Source organism: Bacillus cereus group sp. BfR-BA-01408 (assembly GCF_022663305.1).
GTDB lineage: Bacteria > Bacillota > Bacilli > Bacillales > Bacillaceae_G > Bacillus_A > Bacillus_A pacificus.
The window spans coordinates 15,925-41,577 of the sequence record NZ_JAKUFF010000040.1 but is presented as its reverse complement, the minus strand read 5'-3'; the positions used below and the strand labels follow the sequence as shown (position 1 = coordinate 41,577).

Below are 25,653 nucleotides of genomic sequence, written 5' to 3'. Positions count from 1 at the left end.
ATCGGGGCAGTTATCGTATATTTACATTACTTACCACATTGGAAAGAAACAGAAGATCCAGGAACAAAGTTAGGCGTATTTGCAACAGGTCCAGCAATTCCGAACACATTTGCAAACCTTTTAAGTGAAATGATTGGAACATTCGTTTTAGTATTTGGTATATTAGCAATTGGTGCAAATAAATTTGCAGATGGATTAAATCCATTTATCGTAGGTTTCTTAATTGTAAGTATTGGTTTATCATTAGGTGGAACGACAGGATACGCAATCAACCCAGCACGTGATTTAGGTCCGCGTATCGCGCACTTCTTCCTTCCGATTGCAGGAAAAGGCGGTTCAAACTGGAAGTATGCATGGATTCCAGTAGTAGGTCCAATTTTAGGTGGATCACTTGCAGGATTATTCCATCAAGTTGTATTTGAAGGAAAACAAAACGCAGCACTTATTTATGTAATTATTGCAACTGTGATTGTACTAGCAATCTCTTATATGACAAGTAAAAAAAGTGGAAGCAATACAAATAGTAGAAAAGTAGCATAAGGGGGAAACCGATATGAAAAAATATATTCTTTCATTAGACCAAGGAACAACTAGCTCACGTGCAATTCTGTTCAATAAAAAGGGTGAAATTGTTCATTCAGCTCAAAAAGAATTTACACAACATTTTCCAAAGCCAGGCTGGGTAGAGCATAACGCGCAAGAAATTTGGGGATCTATTTTAGCGGTTATCGCAACTTGCTTAAGCGAAGCAGATGTAAAACCAGAACAAATCGCTGGTATCGGTATTACGAACCAACGTGAAACAGCGGTTGTATGGGATAAAACAACAGGCAAACCAATTTATAACGCAATCGTATGGCAATCTCGCCAAACAGCTGAAATTTGTGATGAGTTAAAAGAAAAAGGTTATGGCGAAATGGTTCGCGAAAAAACAGGTCTTTTAATTGACGCATATTTCTCTGGTACGAAAGTAAAATGGATTTTAGATAACGTTGAAGGTGCAAGAGAGAAAGCGAAAAACGGCGATCTATTATTCGGAACAATTGATACATGGCTTGTATGGAAACTATCTGGTGGTAAAGCGCACGTAACGGATTACTCAAATGCATCACGTACGTTAATGTTTAACATTCACGACTTACAATGGGATGATGAACTTCTAGACATGTTAACAGTACCAAAGAGCATGCTTCCAGAAGTACGTCCATCATCTGAAGTGTATGGAGAAACAATTGACTATCACTTCTTCGGGCAAAATGTACCGATTGCCGGTGTAGCTGGTGACCAACAAGCAGCATTATTTGGACAAGCTTGTTTCGGTGAAGGTATGGCGAAAAATACTTACGGAACTGGTTGCTTCATGTTAATGAACACTGGTGAAAAAGCAGTAGCTTCTGAGCATGGTCTATTAACAACAATTGCATGGGGAATAGATGGTAAAGTAAACTACGCATTAGAAGGAAGTATTTTCGTAGCAGGTTCTGCAATTCAATGGTTACGTGACGGAATGCGCATGTTTAAAGATGCAAGTGAGAGTGAAGTATATGCGAATCGCGTTGAATCAACTGACGGTGTATACGTTGTACCAGCATTCGTAGGATTAGGTACACCGTACTGGGATAGTGAAGTACGCGGTGCTATGTTTGGTGTAACACGCGGTACGACGAAAGAGCATTTCATTCGTGCAACACTAGAATCTTTAGCTTACCAAACGAAAGACGTATTATGCGCAATGGAAGCAGATTCAGGTATTGAACTGAAAACATTACGCGTTGATGGCGGAGCAGTTAAAAATAACTTCTTAATGAAGTTCCAAAGTGATATTTTAGACGTTCCTGTAGAGCGTCCAGTGATCAATGAAACAACAGCTTTAGGTGCAGCGTACTTAGCTGGTCTTGCGGTTGGATATTGGAAAAACCAAGATGAAATTAAAGAACAGTGGCATATGGACAAACGCTTTGAACCAACAATGGAAGCGGAAACAAGCGAAGAGCTATATGCTGGATGGAAAAAAGCAATTGAAGCAACAAAAGCTTTCAAATAATCATAAACAGTGTTATAATGGTGACAAGTTAATAATTCGGTAGGAGATTTGGAGAGACCACAACACGCTATAGAGGCGAAATCTATAGCGGAGTTTGTGGTCTCTTTTTTCGTTATCAAAGGGAGGAATTACCATGAAATTTTCAAGTAAACAACGTAAAGACGTATTAAACGGAGTAAATAAACAAGAATTAGATGTGATCGTAATTGGTGGAGGTATTACTGGTTCTGGTATTGCATTAGATGGAGCAACACGCGGGTTATCAACAATTGTGTTTGAAATGCAGGACTTTGCAGCAGGTACATCAAGTCGTTCAACGAAGCTTGTACACGGTGGTCTACGTTATTTAAAACAACTTGAAGTGAAAATGGTAGCAGAGGTGGGGAAAGAGCGTGCGATCGTATATGAGAACGGTCCCCATGTAACAACACCAGAGTGGATGTTACTTCCGTTCCATACAGGCGGTACGTTCGGATCATTCAGTACATCAATTGGTCTTCGTGTATACGACTTCTTAGCAGGTGTAAAACGAAGCGAGCGCAGAAAAATGTTTAACCGTGAAGAAACACTGAAGAAAGAGCCTCTTGTAAAACAAGAAGGATTAAAAGGCGGCGGTTACTACGTAGAATATCGTACTGATGATGCGCGTCTTACAATTGAAGTAATGAAAGAAGCAATTGAGCACGGTGCAAAAGCTGTTAACTATGCAAAAGTAGATAGTTTCTTATATAAAGATGGAAAAGTATGTGGTGTACGTGTAATCGATTTACTAGATGGTGAAGTATACGAAGTTTACGGTAAGAAAATTGTAAACGCAGCTGGTCCTTGGGTAGATACACTTCGTGAAAAAGATAACTCGAAAAAAGGAAAAGTACTTCAGTTATCAAAAGGTGTTCACTTAGTAATTGATCAAAAACGTTTCCCATTAGGGCAAGCAATTTACTTCGATACACCAGATAAACGTATGGTATTCGCGATTCCACGCGGCGGGAAAACTTATGTAGGTACAACAGATACGTTCTATGATAAAGACGCAGCTGTACCACAAATGACAACAGAAGATCGCACATACATCATTAATGCGATTAACTACATGTTCCCAAGCGTAAAAATTACGGAAAAAGACATCGAGTCAAGCTGGGCTGGCGTACGTCCGTTAATTTACGAAGAAGGTAAGAGTGCATCTGAAATTTCTCGTAAAGACGAAATTTGGACTTCTGAATCTGGTTTAATTACAATCGCAGGTGGTAAATTAACAGGATACCGCAAAATGGCTGAAATGGTAGTAGACTATGTAACGAACTTACTACAAAAAGAAGGCCATAGTGCATATCCGAAGAGCACAACGAAACATATGCCAATCTCTGGTGGACATGTAGATGGTTCTAAAGGATTACCAGCATTTATCGCGAAAAAAGCAGGCGAGGGTACGAAATACGGTTTAACGACAGCACAAGCAGAAGAATTCGCGAAATTCTATGGCTCTAACGTTGACGTATTGTTCGAATTAGCGAAAAAACATAAAGACGAAGCGAAAGAATACAACATGCCGCTAGACGTTCTAATCCCACTTGTATACGCAATGGATTACGAAATGACAGCAAAACCAGTCGACTTCTTCGTACGCCGCAGAGGCGCTGTATTCTTCAACATTCACTGGGTATACGAGTGGAAAGAAGCAGTGATCAACTACATGGCTGCAAAACTAGGCTGGAGCAAAGAAGAGCAAATGAAATACACAGCAGAACTAGAAAAAGCATTAACAGACGCTGTCATTCCTGTAGATCAACAAGAGCATGCAGCTGCATTAGCGTAAAATAGAGAAACACCTGAAGAGAAACTCTTTAGGTGTTTTTTATCTTGACTAAAAATAAATAAAATGTGTTACAATGATGGTAGAGTATATAGTATGAATTTTGCATAAAATAAAGAAGACAGAAGCCTGAGAAACTTCTGCCTTTGTAACCTAACTTGCTATTGTGGTGGTAGTAGGTGCGGTTATAAGAAAATTACATTAACGTTTTAGCCGAGAACCGCCCTTACCTTTTCCACGAAGCAGGGTGGTTCTCGCTTTTTTGTATACAGAAATTAGCCACGGACCGACGTATCTTCTACCGATGACAACGCCAGCTCCGGTTAGGATACCGTACATTAATTTCATTACAAACATCGCGATCATATTATCACCTCCCCCTTTTTTCGAAATGGAAGAGATGATTGCCACACCTACTAGTTATAGCTTATTAAGTTACAGTTTAATTGTATTATGTTTTAAAATAGGGAACAAGACAAATGGATGAAAAGCCCTAGTTTTAAATGGTTGGTTTGTCATAAACAACTTTATTTCTTGTTAAATAAACATAACTAAAAAATAAGGATACTGATAACAACATTCAAATGAAATACACGGCAGAACTAGAAAAAGCAATAAATCAACAAGAACAAACAGCTGCGTTATGTATAGAACTTCAAATACTACACTTGTATGAAGAATGTATCGGTTTTGATAGTATCGATTCATCTTTGTATGGTCATGAAATATTAGATTTTTTAAGTGAGTGTTAGAAAGAAGGAGAACTCGATTAAATGGGTCCTCATTTTCATTTAGTGGTGAGGGGGAATTTTGACCATAGAAAACTAACACAAAATCCTTATTACAAACCTAAAAAGCGCCTTGGGAGAGAGGCGCTCTTTAGGTGAATGTATTGTAACGACTATTCGGTTTATTATATGTAAGTTGCTGAGGAAGTGTTTTATAAAAAACGTTATTACCCTCTGTATTTTTTGTGAATTTATAAAACTTTTCCATACAGTGCGTCGTCTAATATATGGGAAGGAGGAAATGATGTGGATGAATTAACGATAGAAGCGTTTGAAATAGAAGATAAGGAAGACCTTATCGACGAAATAATGAACAAGTATGGACAAGAAGTTCTGCAGCTTGTGTATTCATATGTAAATAATAAAGAGGTTGCGGAGGATTTAACGCAAGATATATTTGTGAAATGTTATAAATCTCTTCATACATATAAAGGGAATTCGAATGTGAAAACGTGGTTATGGAGAATTGCGATTAATCAATGTAAGGACTATATAAAAAGTTGGTATAACAAAAAGGTGATCGTGACAGAGGATGAATCTGCTTATATGGGGGTTCAAAATGATAGTGTCGAACAAACTGTTATGCAAAATGCGGAGGACCGTGAGCTCGCGTCTGCAGTAATGAATTTACCGATCAAATATCGAGAAGTCATTTATCTATTTTATTATGAAGAATTATCAATTAAAGAGATTGCGATTGTAATAGATGTGAAGGAAAATACGATAAAAACGAGGCTGAAAAAAGCGAAGGAGCTTTTGAAGAAAGGATTGGAGGAATAATCAAATGGAAGATCGATTAAAAGGCCTGCGAAAATCAATGGAGAATACAACGTTTAAACATTTGAGTTTTTCTGATCAACATCGAAAACGAGTGCGTGAAAAAATCAATCAATCGTCCGAAAAGGAAGAAGATATCCTTTTAGCAGTGTTGCAACTTCTTATGAATGAAAAAACAGGTTATGAATTGATGCAGTTACTGCGCGGGAGAGGGATTCAAAAATTCGAAGGGGATGAAGGGTCTCTATACACGTTATTACATCGTCTAGAACAGAATCGCTTTATCCAATCTAGCTGGGATCATGCAGGAGCGAAATATTATCAATTAAATGATAAAGGAAACAAGATGCTGCGGAAGGCAGAGAAAAATGCTACGAAGGCACAATTTATATTAAAAGGATTTGTACAGGAGTGAGAAAAAATTGAACAAAAAAGGGGAGCGTTTTTTAAAAGAAGTTACGAACCATATTAAATCAAAAGAAGCGAAGGACTTAGTAGCAACTGAACTGAATTTTCACTTGAAACAGGCAAAGAATATGTGGATGGATAAAGGGTTAAGTGAGGAAGTTGCTGAAGATAAGGCTGTTGAGCAAATGGGGAGTCCAATTAAACTTGGCCGGGAACTGAACAAACTACATAAGCCAAAGGTGGATTGGTTTTTAATTGGTTTATTAGTGATTGCGATGGGATTAGGGTTCTTGCCGGTTATAGCTTTTGGACATACAAATGATTTACTACTGAATAAGGTGATTTTTGTTATTCTCGGTGTTGCAACAGTTGTAGTGATGATGCTGATTGATTACCGGAAATTAGAAAGACTCGGATGGCTGTTTTATACAATCGGTGTACTTATCTTGTTAGCTATAAAATGTTTTCCAACTGGTTACGTGATTGGGGAAGCAATAATAAAAATTGGCCCTATCAAAATTGACTGTTTAATGACGATACCATTCTTTTTTCTAGCTTGGGCTTCTTTTTTCAATAATAGTAGGTTGAAGTTTATACATCTTCTCATGTTGTACGTATTTTCTTTATATCTATTTTCAGCTACATCAATTCTTTTACCAATTTTCATCTATATTACGATGGTATTCGTTATGCTTTGGTGGAGTAAGCTAGGAAAGAAAACGGCATGGCTCATTACAATATTACCAGTTTTACCCTTTATTATTAGGGATCTATTTTCCTGGTCTGCTGTAAAAGAATACCGGATAGCTAGAATTTTAGGATTTATAAACTCGGAGCATGATCTATGGTATTTACGTTTGAAAGAGGCGATGTCTTCAGCAGGTTGGTTTGGTACATATGGAAATATAAAGGCTATCCCTGCTGCCCATACTGATTTTGTATTCGCGAGTTTGACTTACTATTATGGATATGGGCTTGCGCTAGTTCTTGTCTTGATTCTGTCTCTTTTTGCAGTAAGAATAATGAACATAGCTTATAAAATCAATGATGGCTATGGTAAATTGCTTCTCGTTGGTGGAGTGACTCTTTTCACAATCCATTTCATTTGTAACGTTGGCATGATTCTCGGGATATTACCACGTTTTTCTATATCATTACCTTTTATTAGCTACGGATTGATACCAACTCTGTTTCATGCATTTATAATGGGAATTGTGCTGAGTGTATATCGACGTAAAGATATGTCGTTTAGAATGAGAAAGACACCTTGATACTTATTATAAGTTGCATATAAAGGTATTTATTATTATGATCAAGTACAAACGTAAATAGATAGCAAAAGGGGGGGATGATAAATAACCCTCTTTTCGTGTTTAAATAAGTGCACTTGCTTTTATAGAAGTACATAATTCAGAACGAGAAATTGATTCAGCTAGCTGCTGTAAATAAGCATATTCTGTCGCATCTTTTTCAGAAGTATTAGGATCTAGTAAAGGTGAAGAAAGAAGTACGTCAATCGTAAGAATGTCTGCATCATGAAAAATGATGTTATAGCCTGCAAATACAGGGCGTTTTAAGTCTTTTACTTTTTGAATCATCTGATGGAATTTCGTAACACTTATATTGATTTGTGCGAATGGAAAGCATTTTTGGGTAGGATTCTCGATGGTCTTTCTAATTTTATAATCGTATACATAGTAGTACTTTTCTTGCTGCTTGAGTGTTTGCAACTCTTTCGTTAATAAGTGGTATTTGTCTGTAAGTTCAGTTGTAAGTGCATCGTGTTCTTCGCCAACTAATAATGTGAAAGGTCTTGGTGAGGAGATTGAAATGGTGCGGACGTTTAGGTCAGTAAAAGTGTGTTTAGATTTTAAAATGGTATGTAATTTTTCGGTAGGAAACTCACCGTCATAAATAGCAATAAAATAATGGTTCATCTTTTCGCTCCTTAACTTTTTTATAAACTGACATATTCTACTTTAAAGGTGTAAGTCCTGCATAAAAAAGAAAACACCTTGATTGTTATCAAGGTGTTGTAATAAGTTCAAAACTCTCCGAATCAGCCTCAAGTATAAAAGGACTAACCTCGCCAACGCTATAAAGTTGTAATTCATGCATTGCGCGCGTACAAGCAGTGTAGAACAATCTACGAACGCTCTCATCACTGTACACATCTTTAGAAGCATCGTAAATAATAACAGCGTCAAATTCAATACCCTTCGCTAAATAAGCGGGGATCACGACGATGCCTTGCTCATACTCGGCAGAGTTACTTTTCACAAGTTTAATATTCTCGATATGACTAAGTGCTTCGTAGGCAGCGGCACTTTCAGCTGCAGATTTACATATAATTGCGATCGTATTGTGCTGTTGTTTTTGTAGTTCAGCAACTTTGGCAGTAATATGTTTGTGCAGTTCGCTATCATTTGATACTTTCGTCACTGTAGGTTTCTCACCGTCACGTTCAAAGGCGTGAATGTTCTTGCCTTCCGGTACGAGAGCACGTGTAAATTCAATGATTGGTTTTGTTGAGCGATAGCTACGGGTTAAGTTAATGCCGTTCGTTTCGTCTGGTCCGTATAAATTCGTAAGTGTATCGAAATTCACCGTTTCACTCGCATGAGCAAATATCGCTTGGTTAAAGTCTCCAAGTACTGTCATTCTTGCGGCAGGGAAGAGACGTTTTAAAAACTCGAACTGAAACGGCGAATAATCTTGCGCTTCGTCTACGAGTACGTGTTTAATCGATCTGTTCGTTTGGAAGCCTTCAATTAACTCTTTTAAAAGTAAAAATGGAGTCGCATCCTCGTAATATAGTTTTCCTTCATCGAGCATGTTCACCGTTAAAGAACAAATGTCATCCCATTCTTTCGGTTTTTCTCCAGTCCCCCATGATGCATCTGTGAAAAGTTGTTTATATATGCCCGTGAAATTGATAAAGCGTAATGTTTGAACGCCTTTACGCAGTGGCTTCAATTTTTTACGGACAATCATACGTCCAAGTACTCTCGTTTCTTTTTCAAAATCTTGAAAGGAGTTGTCGTCAAACTCACCTTTTTTTTGTAAATATTTATAAGCCTTTTGATATTCATCTTTACTAAGTAATTCAATTTCCTCTTCTACCCAAGGCTTTTTCAGTTCTGTTTTTTCAATTTCATCTATTTGTTTATTTAGCCAATCCGTTAACTTTTCAATTCGATTATGGAAGCGGAGGGAGGAATCGGTATTGTAAAACTGCTCTGTAATTTCTTTAGCAGAAACAATTAACTTTCCTCTAAATTTCATTCCCCTAAATAGCATGCCTGAAGATTCAAGAGATTCTCTGTACGTTCTAATCATTTCGAAAAATTGAGTAGATGCCTTAAATCGGATGCTCGCATTTCTCGTTTTATAGGTAGGGCTATTCGTTTCAGTTAGCATATATTCTAATTGCTCATAAGGATCTTCAACATCAAATGACTTGCTTAGTCTATGGTTTAAATATTCTTGGAATGTCACTTGCTGCATATTTTCTTCGCCGAGTTCAGGTAGTACGTTAGATACGTAGCTATTGAACATAGAGTTAGGGGAGAAGAGAATAATTTGATCCGCTTTTAGCCATTCGCGATATTTATATAGTAAGTAGGCGATTCGCTGAAGGGCAGCAGATGTTTTACCACTACCAGCAGCTCCTTGCACGATAAGAAGTCGGCCTTCATCGTGACGAATAATTTCATTTTGCTCGCGCTGAATTGTAGCAACGATACTTTGCATATGTTTGTTCGTACCTTTTCCGAGCGCTTGTTGCAAGATCTCATCACCAATTGTAAGGCTCGTATCGAACATAGAATCAATCTCGCCATTTTGAATAATGTATTGTAATTTTTTCTCCACATTACCGTGAATTACGCCTCCTGGTGTACTGTATTCAGCCGGTCCTGGTGGATAATCATAGTACACACTCGAAATAGGTGCGCGCCAGTCATATATAAGAAAGTTTTCTCCGCTTGCATCAGTAAGCGTGGCTACACCGATATAAATTTTCTCCGCAGCAGGTTCTCCTTCTTCTTTAAAATCAATTCTTCCGAAATAAGGTGCTTTATGCATGCGTCTTAATGCGGCAAGTCGATTAAAGGTGTGCTTATGAGTAATTTGTGTGACAGCTAGTGACTGAGCTTGTTGCCTTAAGTTGATAACTGTTTCCAGATAATCATCAAAAGTATCAGTGTTCACTTTCACATCATCCCAAAAGTGTTTACGAATATTGATTACTTCTGCCCGGCGTCTGCCAGTTTCGTTTTCCAGTTTATCAATTTGCTCCGTAATTGTTTCAATTACGGTATCCAATCGTTTTTGCTCTAAATCAAGTTTTTTGTTCATACGGTAAGCACTCCTTTAAAAGTGAAAAATAGAGGTTGACTGAAGATGTGTTTTGGTGTACAATTAAGATACGGATAAATATGTTCTTTGTATTTTGTAAAATGTGTTTCTGTACTAATTTAACATAGTTTTTTAATTTAATCAATGATAATAAGATAAACCTTGGTTCCATGCTACGTGGATCAAGGTTTTTTTGTGTTTTAAGAGGGATTCGCGGTTATTGTCGGTTTCTGTCGGTAAGTCGATATATTATGAAAATCGCCGATATAATTGGAGTTGCGGTCGATATAATTGAAAAATCGCTGATATAATTTATTCAAAGGACCAACTATATAATTTCATTTACCGAATCCGGACGTAACGTACCGCAAAAAGAGGGCAAACAAAAAAGCTCGGGCTAATCCCGAGCTTTTCATTATTTCTTTTCGTCTTTCTTAGCGTCAGCTTTTTGCTCTTTGAAAAGATCTTTCAAATCTTTATCGTCAACTTTTACGTCAGCTTTTTTGATTTCTTTCATCATAAGGTCGTTCATGAATTCGCCATCTTGTGCTTTCTTTTGAACGATTTCTTTTTTGATGTCAGCTTTAGATTGTTCGAATGATTTTTCTGGCTCTTTAATGTCTGTTACTTTAATGATGTGGTAACCGAATTGTGATTTCACAGGTTCGCTTACTTCATCTTTTTTCAGTTTATAAGCAGCCTCTTCGAATTCTTTAACCATTTTGCCAGGTCCGAAGAATCCTAAGTCTCCACCTTTTTCTTTTGAACCAGTATCTTCAGAGTATTGTTTTGCTAACTCTTCGAAAGATTTACCTTGTCCAAGTTCTTCTTTTACCTTTTTCGCAGTTGCTTCATCTTTTACAAGAATGTGGCTTGCTTTAATTTCAGGCTTGTAGTTATCTTTCAATTCTTTATCAGTGATTGTTTTCTCAATAGCTTTTTCTTGCGCTAATTGAGCACGTACACCAGTTTTTAACGTTTCTTCTTTAATACCTTGTTGTTTTAATAGTGTATCGAATTGATCACCGTATTGTTTTTTCATTTCATCGAACTTTTTGTCTACTTCTTTGTCTTCAACTTTGTAGTTTTTAATAAGTACTTTTTCCATAACCATGTTATTTAGTACTTGTTTACCAGCTTGTGTTTTCATTTGCTCGTAGAATTCTTCTTTTGTAATGTCACCAGCTTTAGATGTAACGATTTTGTCTGATGATGATGTTCCACATGCTGATAATGCGATTACACTTGTTGCGGCTAAGGCAAGCATAGCTTTCTTCATTCGATAAACACTCCTACTATTATGTATTTTTAATTTATCCTATACCAATGAATTTTAGTTCATCAGAGCCCGATTAAGTCTCACTGATACTTTTGCTTTTTTTGTTGGTAAAGCGCGCTTAACAGGGCTTACCGAGGCTTTAGGATAAAGTTAAGATGCGTGTCATTTATTTCATAGTATAAGCAATATGTACAAAATTTAATATATCATATTTCGACGTGTTTTCATATTGATAAAGAAAAATTAACCAGTACGTGTCAGATTTTGAAGGTGTACCATATTGGGCGTATGCCGCATATACAGAATAGAGGAGGGGATGGGGATGAATTCTCAACTTATTTTATTACTTGTACTGTTTATTTTATTGGTTATAGTAGGTATAATTTGCTTATAGAGGAAAAAAGTGAGGAAGAGGCTTTCCTTCCTCACTTTCCATGAAATATAATTTCTATATAACTAGAAATTAATAAAATTGTTATACATACATTAATAACCCGAAAGACACCGGGTTGGCGGCTCGCAGATATTTGTTTTCGTTCACACAGTGTATGTGTCATGAAATTCGTGTAAAATATAACAAGAAGTGCGAATGCGACAAAAACAACTGTTATAAGTGTCATGAGGCGAGACCTCCTTTTGGCTAAAATACATATACTTTATATATTGTATCATACGATATTTTGTTCGTGTTATAAAATTCAGAAATAGAAGACTTTGTGTTAGAAAGTGAGGGAGAAAATGGACGTTGTTAGAAGATTAGAACAAGCTGAATACTACGTAGACCTACTATTTAAAATGATTGATGAAGAAAAGTGTCCATTTTATTCTTTGATCATAAAGAAAAAAGCTCGTAAAAAAGATGTTGAACGTATACTACATCTTTGTGAAAAGCTGAACGAACAATATGTAGCGGAGAAAGCAGAAGGACTTCTTTTGTTTGATGCGTTATTAGATCAATTTGAAAAAGCGCTTCCACATCAGCTCGAAGTACACGAAACTGCGGAAGCGCTAGCAAAACAAGGTTTATTCAAACCGCTTATGAATGAATTCTTAAGCATGATTGCAAAAAATAAATAGATTATTTCTTAACTAACTTTTGATCGGATTCTGTAAAGTTCTCTTCAATATCTTCTAATGATTTCTCAAAAATATCGATGAAGTCTTGTCCGTAAATGTTACGCAAGATAGCAATCAGTTCGATATTTTCTGGGAACTTCCCATAAAAATTACGAAGTGCAAGAGCCCCATTAAACACTGAATTATTTTCAGGGTCATACTCCTCCATTAAGCGAAGTAGTAATTCTTCCCCTTTGTCTGTAATTTCGATGTACGTATTTCGTTTATCATCTTCTTTTTTCGAGAATACAAGATAGCCGCGTTCTTCCAACTTTTTCGAGAAGTTAAACGCCGTTGATACGTGCATAACTCCAAACTTAGCAATCTCAGAAATAGAAGCCCCTTTTAAATGATAAGCGATTGTTAAAATATGATGCTCATTAATGTTTAAATCATAAGGTTTAATCCACATTTGCCAATCTTTCTCTACACATTTCCATAACGCTTTCGATAATTGAGCAATGCGTTGGCTGAAAATCATTGCTTCTTTTACCGAGTAATCTTTTTCTCCACTTTTCATATACTCACCCACTTTAACATTCTTTTTCATTACTATCTATTATGCCAGTAAAATAAAAATTAATAAAGTCTTTTTGTGAGAATTGTGAAAATTTTTTAAAAAAATGACATTCTATACAAATCATGCATAACTATGGAAGCGGTTTATAAGTCATGAATACATGTGTTGTCCATACATGTTAAGTGATAACATATATTGTAAATGCATAAAAACACGGCATATCTATGTGATATGCCGTGTTAAGGTCAATTTATATAAAAAATATTTGTTATATGCAAAAAACTAAGCAGGAATTTGTTTACGCTTTTTCCGGAACAGCTTCTTGTAGTTTCTCAATTGATTTTTGAATGTCCAAAATCTCTTGCTCAATATGTCGTTTGTTTTGATAAATATCTTGCTTCCAGTTAGAAAGTGTATCGTGCATGTCGTCTTTTAATTCTTGGAACACTTCTTTACCTTCTGAAGCAGTTTCAACGATTTGACGTTTTAATAATTTTGTATCAGCTGTAATATCAGCTAAAGTCTTTTTAATATCATTTCCTTTTTCTTTTAACTTACCGCGCATGTCTTTGCCAGAAGAAGGAGTTGAGAAAAGAACAGCTAGTCCAGCAACTGCTCCGCCGCAAATGACACCTGTAATAAAGGATTTAGCTTTTGACATAAAAGGAGACCTCCTTATTTTTTGTTCGTATTCATGATGTGAAAAAATATGCATATCTTTAAGACGAGGGAAAGGAAAGTATGCAGTCCCTGGCATCTTAAGTGGAGAAACAAGCCGTGCCATATTTAATCACTTTAGGAAAGTGGCTTGTTATGTATGACTACTTATTATAGTGTCACTATTTCACGCTATTTGCAATTGTACTTGCGATGTTTTGTAAATTTTCCATAGTGTATTCATTCTGATGTGATTTCCAAACAGCACCGAAACCATCGTTTTCACCGTAGCGTGGAATTAAATGAAGGTGGAAGTGGAACACAGTTTGTCCAGCTTTTTCACCGTTGTTGTTAAGTAGGTTAAAGCCAACTGGATTAAACTCTGCTTTAATCGCGTTTGCGATTTTCGGAACGACAGAAAAAATGTGTGATGCGATTTCTGGCGTTAACGCAAAAATGTCTTGTTTGTGAACTTTTGGAATAACAAGAGTATGTCCTTTTGTTACTTGACTAATATCTAAAAATGCAAGCACATGTTCATCTTCGTATACTTTTGAGCAAGGGATTTGCCCGTCAATAATTTTACAAAAAATACAATTGTCCGCTGTATGATTCATTGATCTCATCCTTTCAAATATCCTTAGCCGTATTTTACCATAATTACATAAGAGAACAAACACGAAAAACAGGAAGCTGACTCAGCTTCCTGTTTTCTGAAGAGGGATTGAAAAAGCATTATCGTAATTTACGTTTCGCAGACACCTCATTTATTTAAGAAATGCACGGTAAATCGGCTAAAGTTTCTGCCGTAGACACCCCATTTTCAAGTGAAATGAATTGCAATCTTTTATAAAATGAAATTGTTTATTTTTTAAAACAGTATATGCTCTTTCAGAGACACCCCGTTTCGAAAATGAAACAAATGATCTGGTTATGTGTAAATTTCTTTGTCCAACATGGACACCCCATTTCATGATGACTTCACTATGTTGTTGTACTCATCAATAGGTGGTCGCTTTTTCAATGTGTTCCTTCTTCAATAATTATGATGTCCGCTTTCGTAATAATATATGCGAACAAATTTAAATTTTTTTTGAACGCATCGATACTATGTAGTACAGTGTAATTTTTGGTAAGATAAATATAGAACGAATATAAATGAAGAAAGTGGTGTCGTATGAGCGAGTTATTGCGTGTAGAAAATGTTACAGGAGGATATACGAAACGACCTGTATTAAAAGATGTTTCGTTCTCTGTGAATAAAGGCGAACTTGTCGGCTTAATCGGTTTAAATGGAGCGGGTAAAAGTACGACGATTAAACATATTATCGGTTTAATGGAACCGAAAAAAGGAACTGTCACAATTAATGGGAAAACAATTCGTGATGATATGACAGCGTACCGTTCTAGTTTTTCGTTCATCCCAGAAACACCAGTATTATATGATGAGCTAACGCTAGAAGAACATTTGAAGTTAACAGCGATGGCTTACGGTGTAGATGAAAAACAATATGAAGAACGTGTAGGACAATTATTACAAGAATTTCGTATGAAAAATCGTTTGAAATGGTTTCCGTCTCATTTCTCAAAAGGGATGAAACAAAAAGTAATGATTATGAGTGCATTTTTAGTGGAGCCATCTCTTTATATTGTGGACGAACCGTTCGTTGGGCTTGATCCGTTAGCGATTCAATCACTCCTTCAAATGATGGATCAAATGAAAAAGAGCGGTGCGGGTATTTTAATGAGTACACATATTTTAGCGACAGCAGAGCGTTATTGTGATTCGTTCATAATTTTGCATCAAGGCGAAGTAAGAGCGAAGGGAACGTTATCTGAGCTGCAATCACAGTTTCATATGCCAGGTGCAACGTTAGATGATATTTATATTGCATTAACGAAGGAAGAAGATTATGAATAGCACAGCGTTATGGAAAGAACGATTTCGTCACTTTCTACAAGAAGTTCGTACATATAGTAAATACGTATTTAATGATCATTTAAAATTTATTTTCGTATTCATCATCGGCGCAGGAGCGTATTATTACCAGCAATGGTTACAAACGTTAACACCTTCGTTTCCGACTGCGCTCGTTATGGCAGTGTTACTTGGATTCGTATTAACGGCCGGATCTATTCAAACGTTATTAAAAGAAGCGGATCTCGTTTACTTACTGCCAGTTGAACAAAAATTAAAACCATATTTTACAAAGGCGTTTCTTTTTACGTTTATGATTCAGTTGTACATAATCGCAATTGTAGCGGCAGCGCTTGCTCCGTTATACTTCCAGCAAATGAAGCAAACAGGAGCGACTTACATATGGATTGTAATCGCGTTTGTCATTGTAAAAGCGTGGAATTTATTTGTAGCGTGGGAAAAGTCATTTTTAACAGATCAAAATATACAAAGAGCCGATTGGTTCATTCGATTTATTTTAAACGCCTTATTTGTGTATTTCCTTGTAGAACGTACTTCCGTTATCTTTATTGCTGGAATCGTCCTTCTCATGGTGTTATACCTTGCGATTATGTATCAAATGGTGAAGGGAAAGCCGTTAAACTGGGAATATTTAATTTCTGAAGAAGGTAAGAAGATGATGCTGTTGTACCGCATCGCGAATATGTTCGTTGATGTACCAGCATTAAAAGAGAGAGTAGCACGTAGAAAATGGCTTGATTTTATTCTTTCAATGATCGGCGAAAAGCGTACATATTTATACTTATATACGAGAACTTTCTTAAGATCTGGTAATTATTTTGGCTTATATGTGCGCCTGCTCGCTCTTGGCGGAGTTATTCTTTACTTCATTCCGTTTTTATATGGACGATTTATCGTAAGCCTTATCTTCCTATACTTAATCGGTTATCAGCTATTAACTTTATGGAAACATCACCGCATGAAAATTTGGCTTGATTTGTACCCAGTAGGCGGAGAAGAGAAGAAGAAAGATTTCCTTACTTTATTAAATGCGATCCTTATTACAGGTAGTATTATCTTTACAATCATATTTCTACTAGCGACGAAAGATTTCATGATGACGGGAATTTTATTAGTCGTAAGCATAGTATTTAGTATCGGCTTCGTTTATCAATACGGGGCAAAACGTATTGAGCGTTTAAATTGAAGGGAATGAACCTATGATTACATATGAAGAAAAGGTTATAAAAGAACTGGAGCAGTGGAAAGCTACATTCATGAAAGATTCTTCTATGATGACACGGTTCTCAAAGAAAGTGCAGACGAAAGTACAACAGCTTATTCCGGCGAAAGTACAAAAAGTATTAACAGAAACGATTCGGATGATGGTACAAACAATTAGCGCCGGATCAAACTTTATAAAGCCGAAATTAAAAGAGACGAACTGGTCATTGCAAAGACGAGACGACGAAGTACGTAAAAAAATGGATGAGTACAAAAAAATAGCAGCGGCAGAAGGAGCAGGGACGGGAGCAGGCGGTATTCTCCTTGGCCTTGCTGACTTTCCGCTTCTACTCGGTATTAAAATTAAATTTTTATTCGATGCAGCAACATTGTACGGATTTGATACGAGCGACAAAGAAGAGCGCCTTTTTATCCTTCACGTTTTCCAGCTTGCCTTTTCAAGTGACGACCACCGAAAAGAAATATGGAAAGCAATCGAAACGTGGGATACAGAAGAAGAAAATCATATGGACTGGGAAAAGTTCCAAACAGAGTACCGAGACTATATCGATTTAGCCAAAATGCTTCAGCTCGTACCAATAATCGGTGCCCCGGTCGGCGCATATGCGAACTATCAATTATTGCAAAGACTTGGAGAAGTAACGATGAATTGTTATCGTATGCGATTATTGAATAAGGATTAAAAGGAAGGCGTCCTACATGTGTAATGTAGGGCGCCTTTTCTTAGAAGCTAAGTCCGATATAGCTAACTCCAACTATAATCAATACGATAAAAAGTACAATGATGAATGAAAATCCGTTCTTACCAGCTTGTCCAGCTTCACCGCCGCCAGTGCCACCACTACCGCCTTTACCACCAAGTCCCATATGATATCCTCCTTATTGTTATATGTTGCGTTTACTTTATAAATTTCTTCATTTTCCAATAAATACCTTCTGAAGCGCTAACTAACTTGAAAATCATTTTGTTTCATTTTATAATTTACTTACCGACCGGTAAGTAAAAACAAGTGAGGTACAGTATGACAAAGAATTTACAAACATCGCAAAACATTGTAGAGGCGTCATTTAAACTTATGGCAGAGCACGGCATTGAGAAGATGAGCCTTTCCATGATTGCGAAAGAGGTAGGTATTTCAAAACCGGCTATTTATTATCATTTTTCTTCTAAAGAAGCGTTAGTGGACTTTTTATTTGAAGAAATTTTTTCTGGGTATCATTTCATGAGTTATTTTGATAAAGAGCAATATACGAGAGAAAATTTTGCAGAAAAGTTAATCGCAGATGGTTTACATATGCTCTCTGAGTATGAAGGACAAGAAGGAATACTACGTGTCATAAATGAATTTATCGTAACTGCGGCGCGAAATGAAAAGTATCAGAAACGCTTATTTGAAATACAAGAAGAGTTTTTAAATGGTTTCCACGACTTATTGAAGAAAGGTGTGGAACTTGACGTTGTGTCACAACAGGCAACGGAAGAAAATGCTCATACGTTGGCGCTTGTGATCGATAATATGAGCAACTACATGCTCATGGGATTTCAGCTAAAGTATAAAGAAATTTGGATTCGAAATGTGAAAAACGTCATGAAGGAGGGATAAAGATGAAAATGCAAAAAAACTGGTGGCTCGGTTTTCTTGGATTTATTGGGATTTATAAAATACCAGGTATGATTGAAGCTTTTCAAGCGGATGGAAGTTGGATGAAGTTAATCGGTTTCATTTGGCTACTTTGGTTCGGATATTTTATTCCTGAGAAGAAAGAAGATTAAAATTCAATTTTCTGTAAGGTTACGTAAAATATAGATTGAGACTATTTATATATTAGATTACTAGATTTGGAGTGGTTACATGGAGCCATTGAAAAATGAAATTCACCCTGACATGGTCAAGGTGTGGAAAGTTCGGGCTGTAATAGAAGAAGGGATCGGTATTCTTGTCATTTTAGCTTACCTTTTCCTTATGATAAAGTTTGATTGGTGGGCGTGGATTTTGTACGTGTTAATCGGGTTAACAGTTGCGTTAGCACCATTGGAGTACTTCGTATTCCCAAAACTACGTCAGCGTTATTACAGCTACCAACTAAATGAAGAAGAACTTGAAATTCAGCACGGCCTTTTCGTCGTAAAGCGCGTATTAGTACCGATGATTCGTGTACAGCACGTTACGATTGAACAAGGGCCGATTATGAGAAAATATGGCTTAGCAGAATTACACATTTCAACAGCAGCAACTTCTCACAGCATCCCAGGCTTAACGATGTATGAAGCAGAAATGTTGAAAATGAAAATTGCAGAATTAGCGAAAGTGAGTGATGAGGATGTATAAGAGGCAGCATCCAATCACGATGTTATTAGAATTAAAAATAACAGACTTTATCCCACTCATTATTTTCATGTTTAGTTTAAACGGAAAATTTCCGTTTTGGTATTTAATTCCCGCTGCATTCGGTTTACTCACCGTTTTTTCAGCGTTTGAAAAATGGTATTACACAACGTATTGGGTTGAAAATAACGTATTACATGTGAAACAAGGTCTCTTTGTGAAGAAGGAGAGCTACTTAAATAAAGAACGTGTGCAAACGATTAATACAAGTTCTAACGTGCTATATCAAATGCTTGGCTTAAAGAAAATTCAAATCGAAACAGCTGGCGGAGGCGATGATGCAGAAGTAAGCTTAGCTGGAATTAAGGAAGATGAGGCGAAGGAGCTTATTTCCTTACTCAATGAGCCAACTCCAGAAGTGAAAGCAGAAGAAACGGTAGACGAAGCAATAGAAAATACAGTAGAAAAAGAAATCATTACAGAAGAAAAACAAACGACAGAATATAAATTGACTTGGAAGGAAATTTTATTAGCCTCTGTTACATCGGGTCAGTTTGGGCTATTATTCTCGTTAATCTTTTTCGTGTATCACCAAGTAGATGAGTATATTCCGAAATGGATAGAGAATAGCGTAAAGGCGTATGTAATGAAACATGATATATATGGCTGGATTTTCATGGTAGCTATTTTGCTTGCCCTTTCGTGGATTATATCTACAATCGGGTATGCGCTAAAACATGGAGATTTCACAGTAAATCGAAAAAATGACGAAGTCCGCATTTCACAAGGATTACTTGAGAAAAAAGAACTCGTCCTAAAGTTACATCGTATTCAAGGGATTACGATAAAAGAAGGCATTTTCCGTCAAATGTTCGGCTATTGTGCTGTGCAAGTAGAAGTTATTCAAAGTGAGGGGAAAGAGGAGAAAGTTACACTCCATCCAATCATTCGAAAAGACCGAGTACAACAGTTACTCGTGCATTTACAACTACCATACGAACTGAATACAAATATTATTTCATTACCAAAAGCAGCATTACGCCGCTATCTCATTGATAGCTTCATCTTCTTCGCAATGTTAGCTATCCCGCTTATTGGAATAAGTATATACTTTGAAAAGCACTTCATTATGTGGGCACTCATTCCGCTCGCGATCCTCATCTTTACACTTGGATACGCAACATTTAAAACAAATGGTTACAGTGTAAATGGAGAGCAAATTACGCTTGTATATCGCAGCGTCGGAAAATATACCGGACTTGTCAGAAGAAGACACGTCCAATCAATGGAGAAGACGCAATCCTATTTCCAGCGCCGCGCGGATTTATGTACGTATAAGTTTTCCAGTGCATCATCAAGTTATAAATTAGAGCATACGAGAGTAGAAGATGCGGAGAGAATGCAGGATTGGTATAAGAAGAGAATAAGTGAAAATTAAATGGAATGGCTCGTCTTTTGCGGAAGGCGGGCTGTTTTTTATGTGAAAATAATGAATAATGTATTTTGACGATATAGCTGATTCCTTTTATGGAGTTATTAAAAAACAGTATAGTTTCTAGGGAGCTAACATAGGATTTGAATTGATTTAAAGATGATGGAACAAAATAAAGTGAAACTTTAATCAGTTTGGGTTTTCTTCATCCCCACTGATTATTAGTTGAACTAATCGGACTTTAATGGGCAGTTGATCCCCACTTAAATTCTTTGCTCTCGTTGAATTTTGAGATGGTGGTCTTACTGCCCATTAAAGTGGGATAAAACGAATTGAGCAAAAAAACTTGCAAAACTAAAAGGGGAGTTGTATATTAATTGACATATCAAATATTGATATGTCAATTAATGTTTTAATAAGTAAGAAGGAGGAATTTTTGAAAACGTGTTATTCAGACGATGTCGGATTTTTATATAAGCTATAAGATTAAAGCGAAGATAGAGGGGGCACAATACTGTGGAAATAATCGCAGCTATTTTAGTCGGAATCGTAGCATTAGAACATTTATTTATCATGATCCTCGAAATGTTTTTTATGAATTCAAAAGTGGCAAAACGTGCTTTTAAATTACCTGAGCATTTAGAAGGAGATCGAAACGTAGCCATTATGTTTGCAAACCAAGGTTTATATAATGGATTTTTAGCCGTTGGTCTCATTTGGGGACTTATACTTGGTTTCAATTCAATTGGTTATATGGTTCAATTATTTTTTGTAATGTGTGTGGTAGTAGCAGCTCTGTTCGGCGGTTTCACATCTAATAAATCAATTATTGTGAAACAAGGGCTTCCAGCTATATTAGCGTTGATTGCCCTTTTAATTGTGATATAGAACTAAAGCGTTTGTATAAAAGAACTCATTTTTGAAAAATACGTTATTCTTTCTTCCTATAGGCTCATAGGAAAGAATAGCGTATTTTTTCTTTTTAAGGGGGTATATCCTTCAATTTAATCAAAAATGTAAATTCTTTTTTTAGCGTGATTGTTATGAAAATACGTATTACATTAAGGCTTGGAACCTGATTAACGCTTTAAAATATAGAAAGGGGGGAAATAATGTAAAAAACTATTGTATATTTAAAAACACTGTGTTACATTTGTGTTACAAGTCGGTTACAAACTGTAACATATATTGCATTTTGTTTTCTTTTGTTTTTTATTGCGTTACAAAACGGAGTGCGTATCGAATCGCCAGAAGATATATAAAGTTTAAAAAATAAAAATAATTTTTCTGTGTGTATAAGAGCGTGTGTAGTAAAGAACCTGATGAGAGCTTTACGCACATTATTAAAATTCCTTTCTGTCTTAAAAGAAGAAAACCAACTACCAACTATTTAGGAGTTTTAACTAATGATAGTAAATGAAATGTACTTCCTTTCCCACACACAATGTAGTACATATTTACTTTCAGTCTAATTACTACGCAGGCTTTTATACATATGACGTTATTGTTTTAGGAATACATAGGGGGAGAAACAATGAGGAAGTTATTAACGGTAATTGGAATTACATGTTTAATGTTAGCAGGATGCAGTAATGGAGATTTTGAAAAAGAAATGGATGCAGGAAAGACTGCGTTAACGAATAAAGAATATAAAAATGCCTTATCATCATTTGAACGAGCGCTGGATGAGAAAAAAGACGATTCAGATGCAATAGTGCTTGTAGAACAAACGAAAATTATGATAGAAGCGGTGAAATTAAAAGAAGAGACAAAGATAGAAGAATCCATTCAATTATTTGAAAAAGTAGAGAACACGAAGAATGGAAATAATGCGCTTATAAAGCAGGCAAAGGAAGAACGAACAGCATTACTAGCCATTTTAGAACAAAAAAAGAAGTATAGCGAGCAACTGGTGAAAAGCGAAGAGTTAATAAATAAGAAAAATTACGCAGAAGCGAAAGATATATTAAATAAGCTAGTTTCAGAAACAAAAGATAACAAAAATCTTGAAGAATATAATAAAAAGGCTTCAGGATTAATTACTAAAATTGGTGAAGCAGAAAAGAATGCAACGGTAGCGAAGGCAGAAAAAACGAATGTAGCAACGAATCAAAAGGTAACAACAGAGAAGCCTCAAAAAGTAGAGACAGAAAAGAACCAGGAGGTAACGACAGAGAAGAACCAAAAGGTAGAGACAGGAAAGACTCAAGATGCATTTACTTTTGAGAAAGCGAAAGAATATATTAAAAATGAATATAAAGAAGACTATGATTATACGCTAGAAAATACGCAAGTAGAGAATGGAAAGAAATATTATCAAATTAGAGTGCGTACGACATATAAAATAGAAGGCGCAGCTGGATCAGGATTTACTGGAGTATTTAAAGTATTTGAAGATGGTACAATTGTTGAAGTGCACTAAATTAATGGAAAGGTATCCTCAAAGTGTTTGAGGATACCTTTTTAGCATAAAAAAAGGCATCTAGCAAAAGTACTAGATGCAAATAAAAACACAAGGGAAGACAAAATTCTTCCCTTTTCCCGTAAGTAATTATATCAAAAAATTTATAAAAAACTAGCTTTATTTTTAATATAATTGATGTGTGAAGCTATGAAAGTATAAGATTACACTATTTTTATAGTGTTTTGTTGGAAAAGGAGCCACGTATATGATTAATTTTAAACCAGAAAATTTGAACCAACTATTAAAAGTGATGCTCATTAGTGCGAATAAATCTTATGATGCGATTCAAGATTATGAATTTACAGGGGAAACGGTAGTATTCCGTGTGGATTTCGACCATATTGATGTTTCTCTAATGATTGTAGATATGTTAGGAAGATCAGCTTCTAAATTTAACATTTTGCCATTTGCTAAACCAAATACGAATGAGATAGATTACATTCAGTTTCAAGTGTATTCCATTAATGAAGGGAATTTTAAAGAAATAATTGATACGATGTAAAAACTATAATTTTACAAATATGTATATACCAACTAATATATAAGTAATAAATTCATATAATTGGAGTGATGAAATGCAGCCGTTAGAAAGAGAGATTCATTCTAATATGCTGAAAGTGTGGCGAATTCACGCTTTAATTGGGGCGGCAGTTATACTAGCAGTCGTAATTGCATATTTCTTTTTTATGATCAATTTTAATTGGTGGGGTTGGTTGTTTGGCTTGTTAGTAACAGGCGCTATTTTATTTATCCCGCTTGATTATTTTGTGTTTCCAAATTTACGTCAACGTTATTATAGTTATAGATTAAATGAAGAAGAGATTGAGATTCAAAAGGGAATGTTCGTTGTAAAACGCGTACTTATTCCGATGATTCGCGTGCAGCACGTAACGATTGAGCAGGGCCCGATTATGAGAAAGTACAATTTAGCAGAATTACATATTTCAACAGCAGCAACTTCTCATAGTATTCCAGGTTTAACGAAAGAAGAAGCAGAGCAGCTGAAAAGACAAATTGGAGAACTTGCGAAAGTGAGTGATGAGGATGTATAAGAGGCAACATCCGATCACAATATTGTTAGGTATTCGAATTGCAGGTTTACTGCCTTTTATTTTTCTCGTTCTGTTTCGTTCAGATGGTGAAGTAGAACCTTGGTATTTCTTACATCTTGTCCTTTTGGCCGTATTATTTATTATGGCAATTTTCTCAGCTATAAAATGGTATTTCAAAGTGTACTGGGTTGAAAGTAATATTTTACATATAAAGCATGGTGTGTTCGTTAAGAAAGAAAGTTACTTAAATAAAGAACGTGTGCAAAATATTAGTACGTCTTCTAACATCATTTATCAAGTGCTCGGACTGACGAAATTAAATATTGAAGTGGCAGGCGGCGGTACTGAGCCAGAAGTGATGTTGGCGGGGATTAGAGAAGAAGAAGCGAAGGAACTCATTACTTTATTACATAAAGAAAGAAGTGTTGTGAGTGAAGAAGGGCCTACGGAAGAAGGAAGTAAGACGGTATATCAGTTAACAACGAAAGAAATTTTAGCAGCATCTATTACATCTGGTAGATTCGGATTAGTGTTTTCAATGTTAGTCATCCTTTACACAGAGTTTAATGAATTTCTTCCAAAATGGCTCATCAATAAAGTGGAAGCGTATGTGATGGATAACGGTGTATATGAATTAATCGTTATGGCGGCGATTTTAATGGCAGTTTCGTGGGTCATTTCAACAGCCGGTTATGCATTAAAATATGCGAACTTTAAAATTGAGCGAAATGGAAATGAAGTTCGTATCGTGCAAGGTTTATTTGATAAGAAAGAGTTTGTTTTAAAATTACACCGTATTCAAGCGATTACGGTGAAAGAAGGTATTCTCCGCCAGCCTTTCGGATATTGCTCTGTCGAAGTAGAAGTTATTCAAAGTATAGAGGCGGCGGGAAATGAAGTAATGTTACATCCTTTTATGAAGAAAAAAGATGTGCAGCAGTTACTCGCATATTTACAGTTGCCGTATGAAATGGAAGCGGAAATCGTTCATTTACCGAAAGCAGCATTACGTCGTTACGTCATCATGGGCTGGATTACAAGTGCCGTACTCGCTGTGCCAATCATAGGTGCGAGTATATATTTTAAACAAAATATCGCGTTATTCACTCTCATACCACTATGTATTATATTTACGTTACTTGCATACGCGCGGTATACAAGTAGTGGTTATATGATACGAGACAATCAGTTAGTCATGGTGTACCGAGGACTCGCGAAATATACAGGAATCATGCGAAGAAGGCATGTGCAAGCAGTCGGATACAGTCAATCGTATTTTCAAAAGAAAGACGAGCTATGTACAGCTGTCGTATCAGTAGCGGGGCATCCTTACAAAGTGAAGCATATGCAAAAAGAAGATGCGCTTTGTATATATAATTGGTATAAAGAAAAAGGAAACACCGGCGTGTAACAGTGTTTCCTTTTTTATGTCGTCATTTGTCAATAAGTCGATA

28 protein-coding genes are annotated in these 25,653 nt (G+C 36.1%); 19 read left to right on the top strand and 9 right to left on the bottom strand.

Annotated elements, in window-relative coordinates; translation table 11 throughout:
* The 3 genes from glpF to glpD all read left to right on the top strand — a co-directional run.
* Nucleotides 1-540: glycerol uptake facilitator protein GlpF (gene glpF, locus MR083_RS16710; RefSeq protein ID WP_242269612.1), on the top strand; the 540-nt coding region annotated here is incomplete at its 5' end.
* A gap of 13 nt (nt 541-553) precedes the next feature.
* Nucleotides 554-2,044, top strand: a complete 1,491-nt coding sequence (gene glpK / locus MR083_RS16705; RefSeq protein WP_242269611.1) for a glycerol kinase GlpK — start codon at nt 554-556, stop codon at nt 2,042-2,044.
* Between the two features lie 133 nt (nt 2,045-2,177).
* Complete coding sequence (glpD, locus tag MR083_RS16700) at nt 2,178-3,860, top strand: aerobic glycerol-3-phosphate dehydrogenase (RefSeq protein WP_000672816.1); 1,683 nt, start codon at nt 2,178-2,180, stop codon at nt 3,858-3,860.
* A gap of 198 nt (nt 3,861-4,058) precedes the next feature.
* On the opposite strand, the gene MR083_RS16695 is transcribed toward glpD, so the two are convergent.
* Nucleotides 4,059-4,223, bottom strand: a complete 165-nt coding sequence (locus tag MR083_RS16695; protein ID WP_000561155.1) for a hypothetical protein — start codon at nt 4,221-4,223, stop codon at nt 4,059-4,061.
* Nucleotides 4,224-4,891: 668 nt separating this feature from the next.
* Here MR083_RS16695 and MR083_RS16690 point away from each other — a divergent pair.
* Genes MR083_RS16690 through MR083_RS16680 form a run of 3 tightly spaced genes read left to right on the top strand, consistent with a single transcriptional unit; the run spans nt 4,892 to nt 7,101 of the window.
* A complete protein-coding gene (locus MR083_RS16690; RefSeq protein WP_000344001.1) occupies nt 4,892-5,425 on the top strand; it encodes a sigma-70 family RNA polymerase sigma factor in 534 nt (177 codons plus the stop codon).
* A gap of 4 nt (nt 5,426-5,429) precedes the next feature.
* A complete protein-coding gene (locus MR083_RS16685; protein WP_016716710.1) occupies nt 5,430-5,837 on the top strand; it encodes a PadR family transcriptional regulator in 408 nt (135 codons plus the stop codon).
* A gap of 7 nt (nt 5,838-5,844) precedes the next feature.
* Nucleotides 5,845-7,101, top strand: coding sequence for an FtsW/RodA/SpoVE family cell cycle protein (locus MR083_RS16680; protein ID WP_242269610.1), 1,257 nt, complete (start codon nt 5,845-5,847; stop codon nt 7,099-7,101).
* 102 nt (nt 7,102-7,203) lie between these two features.
* On the opposite strand, the gene MR083_RS16675 is transcribed toward MR083_RS16680, so the two are convergent.
* The 4 genes from MR083_RS16675 to MR083_RS16660 all read right to left on the bottom strand — a co-directional run bounded on the left by MR083_RS16675 (nt 7,204) and on the right by MR083_RS16660 (nt 12,088).
* On the bottom strand, nt 7,204-7,767 hold the full coding sequence (locus MR083_RS16675) for a hypothetical protein (protein WP_001017086.1): 564 nt from the start codon (nt 7,765-7,767) through the stop codon (nt 7,204-7,206).
* A gap of 88 nt (nt 7,768-7,855) precedes the next feature.
* Nucleotides 7,856-10,189, bottom strand: coding sequence for an RNA polymerase recycling motor HelD (gene helD, locus MR083_RS16670; RefSeq protein ID WP_242269609.1), 2,334 nt, complete (start codon nt 10,187-10,189; stop codon nt 7,856-7,858).
* 415 nt (nt 10,190-10,604) lie between these two features.
* Nucleotides 10,605-11,468 carry a peptidylprolyl isomerase PrsA gene (gene prsA, locus MR083_RS16665; protein WP_000710071.1) on the bottom strand — a complete coding sequence of 288 codons (864 nt, stop codon included), beginning with the start codon at nt 11,466-11,468 and terminating at the stop codon, nt 10,605-10,607.
* Nucleotides 11,469-11,893: 425 nt separating this feature from the next.
* The gene (locus MR083_RS16660; protein ID WP_000172692.1) at nt 11,894-12,088 is read right to left on the bottom strand and encodes a hypothetical protein; all 195 of its coding nucleotides are present in this window, start codon (nt 12,086-12,088) and stop codon (nt 11,894-11,896) included.
* 118 nt (nt 12,089-12,206) lie between these two features.
* On the opposite strand from MR083_RS16660, the gene MR083_RS16655 reads away from it, so the two are divergent.
* Nucleotides 12,207-12,545: a DUF1878 family protein gene (locus tag MR083_RS16655; RefSeq protein WP_000383661.1), complete on the top strand. Its 339-nt coding sequence runs from the start codon at nt 12,207-12,209 to the stop codon at nt 12,543-12,545.
* Nucleotide 12,546: 1 nt separating this feature from the next.
* Here the strand turns inward: MR083_RS16655 and MR083_RS16650 are convergent, their stop codons facing one another.
* The 3 genes from MR083_RS16650 to MR083_RS16640 all read right to left on the bottom strand — a co-directional run bounded on the left by MR083_RS16650 (nt 12,547) and on the right by MR083_RS16640 (nt 14,378).
* Entirely contained in the window at nt 12,547-13,104 is a 558-nt protein-coding gene (locus MR083_RS16650) for an HTH-type transcriptional regulator Hpr (RefSeq protein WP_000834918.1), read from the bottom strand.
* A 298-nt stretch (nt 13,105-13,402) separates the two neighbouring features.
* Complete coding sequence (locus tag MR083_RS16645) at nt 13,403-13,765, bottom strand: YtxH domain-containing protein (protein WP_242269608.1); 363 nt, start codon at nt 13,763-13,765, stop codon at nt 13,403-13,405.
* Between the two features lie 178 nt (nt 13,766-13,943).
* On the bottom strand, nt 13,944-14,378 hold the full coding sequence (locus MR083_RS16640) for an HIT family protein (protein WP_001016840.1): 435 nt from the start codon (nt 14,376-14,378) through the stop codon (nt 13,944-13,946).
* Nucleotides 14,379-14,938: 560 nt separating this feature from the next.
* On the opposite strand from MR083_RS16640, the gene ecsA reads away from it, so the two are divergent.
* The 3 genes from ecsA to ecsC are packed head-to-tail and all read left to right on the top strand — an operon-like array spanning nt 14,939 to nt 17,607.
* A complete protein-coding gene (ecsA, locus tag MR083_RS16635) occupies nt 14,939-15,682 on the top strand; it encodes an ABC transporter ATP-binding protein EcsA (protein ID WP_001292602.1) in 744 nt (247 codons plus the stop codon).
* Nucleotides 15,675-16,886 carry an ABC transporter permease EcsB gene (ecsB, locus tag MR083_RS16630; protein WP_242269607.1) on the top strand — a complete coding sequence of 404 codons (1,212 nt, stop codon included), beginning with the start codon at nt 15,675-15,677 and terminating at the stop codon, nt 16,884-16,886. Before ecsA ends, ecsB begins: the two co-directional genes overlap by 8 nt.
* Nucleotides 16,887-16,899: 13 nt before the next feature.
* Nucleotides 16,900-17,607 (top strand): ecs operon protein EcsC, encoded by a 708-nt coding sequence (gene ecsC, locus MR083_RS16625; protein WP_000634125.1) that lies wholly within the window; start codon nt 16,900-16,902, stop codon nt 17,605-17,607.
* A 40-nt stretch (nt 17,608-17,647) separates the two neighbouring features.
* Here the strand turns inward: ecsC and MR083_RS16620 are convergent, their stop codons facing one another.
* Nucleotides 17,648-17,791 carry a YjcZ family sporulation protein gene (locus tag MR083_RS16620; RefSeq protein ID WP_000522750.1) on the bottom strand — a complete coding sequence of 48 codons (144 nt, stop codon included), beginning with the start codon at nt 17,789-17,791 and terminating at the stop codon, nt 17,648-17,650.
* 155 nt (nt 17,792-17,946) lie between these two features.
* Between MR083_RS16620 and MR083_RS16615 the strand changes: the two genes are divergently transcribed.
* The 9 genes from MR083_RS16615 (at nt 17,947) to MR083_RS16575 (ending at nt 25,610) form a co-directional block, all read left to right on the top strand.
* The gene (locus MR083_RS16615) at nt 17,947-18,528 is read left to right on the top strand and encodes a TetR/AcrR family transcriptional regulator (RefSeq protein WP_000164840.1); all 582 of its coding nucleotides are present in this window, start codon (nt 17,947-17,949) and stop codon (nt 18,526-18,528) included.
* Between the two features lie 2 nt (nt 18,529-18,530).
* A complete protein-coding gene (locus tag MR083_RS16610; RefSeq protein ID WP_000783808.1) occupies nt 18,531-18,698 on the top strand; it encodes a hypothetical protein in 168 nt (55 codons plus the stop codon).
* Nucleotides 18,699-18,777: 79 nt separating this feature from the next.
* Nucleotides 18,778-19,254: a PH domain-containing protein gene (locus MR083_RS16605; RefSeq protein WP_000433534.1), complete on the top strand. Its 477-nt coding sequence runs from the start codon at nt 18,778-18,780 to the stop codon at nt 19,252-19,254.
* Complete coding sequence (locus MR083_RS16600) at nt 19,247-20,689, top strand: PH domain-containing protein (RefSeq protein ID WP_242269606.1); 1,443 nt, start codon at nt 19,247-19,249, stop codon at nt 20,687-20,689. The genes MR083_RS16605 and MR083_RS16600 overlap by 8 nt, the downstream gene beginning before the upstream one ends.
* A 510-nt stretch (nt 20,690-21,199) precedes the next feature.
* Nucleotides 21,200-21,571 (top strand): DUF1304 domain-containing protein, encoded by a 372-nt coding sequence (locus MR083_RS16595; RefSeq protein ID WP_000402488.1) that lies wholly within the window; start codon nt 21,200-21,202, stop codon nt 21,569-21,571.
* A 646-nt stretch (nt 21,572-22,217) separates the two neighbouring features.
* Nucleotides 22,218-23,105 carry a hypothetical protein gene (locus tag MR083_RS16590; protein ID WP_001228791.1) on the top strand — a complete coding sequence of 296 codons (888 nt, stop codon included), beginning with the start codon at nt 22,218-22,220 and terminating at the stop codon, nt 23,103-23,105.
* A 247-nt stretch (nt 23,106-23,352) separates the two neighbouring features.
* Nucleotides 23,353-23,649 carry a protoporphyrinogen oxidase gene (locus MR083_RS16585; RefSeq protein ID WP_242269605.1) on the top strand — a complete coding sequence of 99 codons (297 nt, stop codon included), beginning with the start codon at nt 23,353-23,355 and terminating at the stop codon, nt 23,647-23,649.
* Between the two features lie 73 nt (nt 23,650-23,722).
* Complete coding sequence (locus MR083_RS16580; protein WP_001182705.1) at nt 23,723-24,199, top strand: PH domain-containing protein; 477 nt, start codon at nt 23,723-23,725, stop codon at nt 24,197-24,199.
* Entirely contained in the window at nt 24,192-25,610 is a 1,419-nt protein-coding gene (locus tag MR083_RS16575; protein WP_242269604.1) for a PH domain-containing protein, read from the top strand. The genes MR083_RS16580 and MR083_RS16575 overlap by 8 nt, the downstream gene beginning before the upstream one ends.
* Nucleotides 25,611-25,653: the final 43 nt, after the last annotated feature.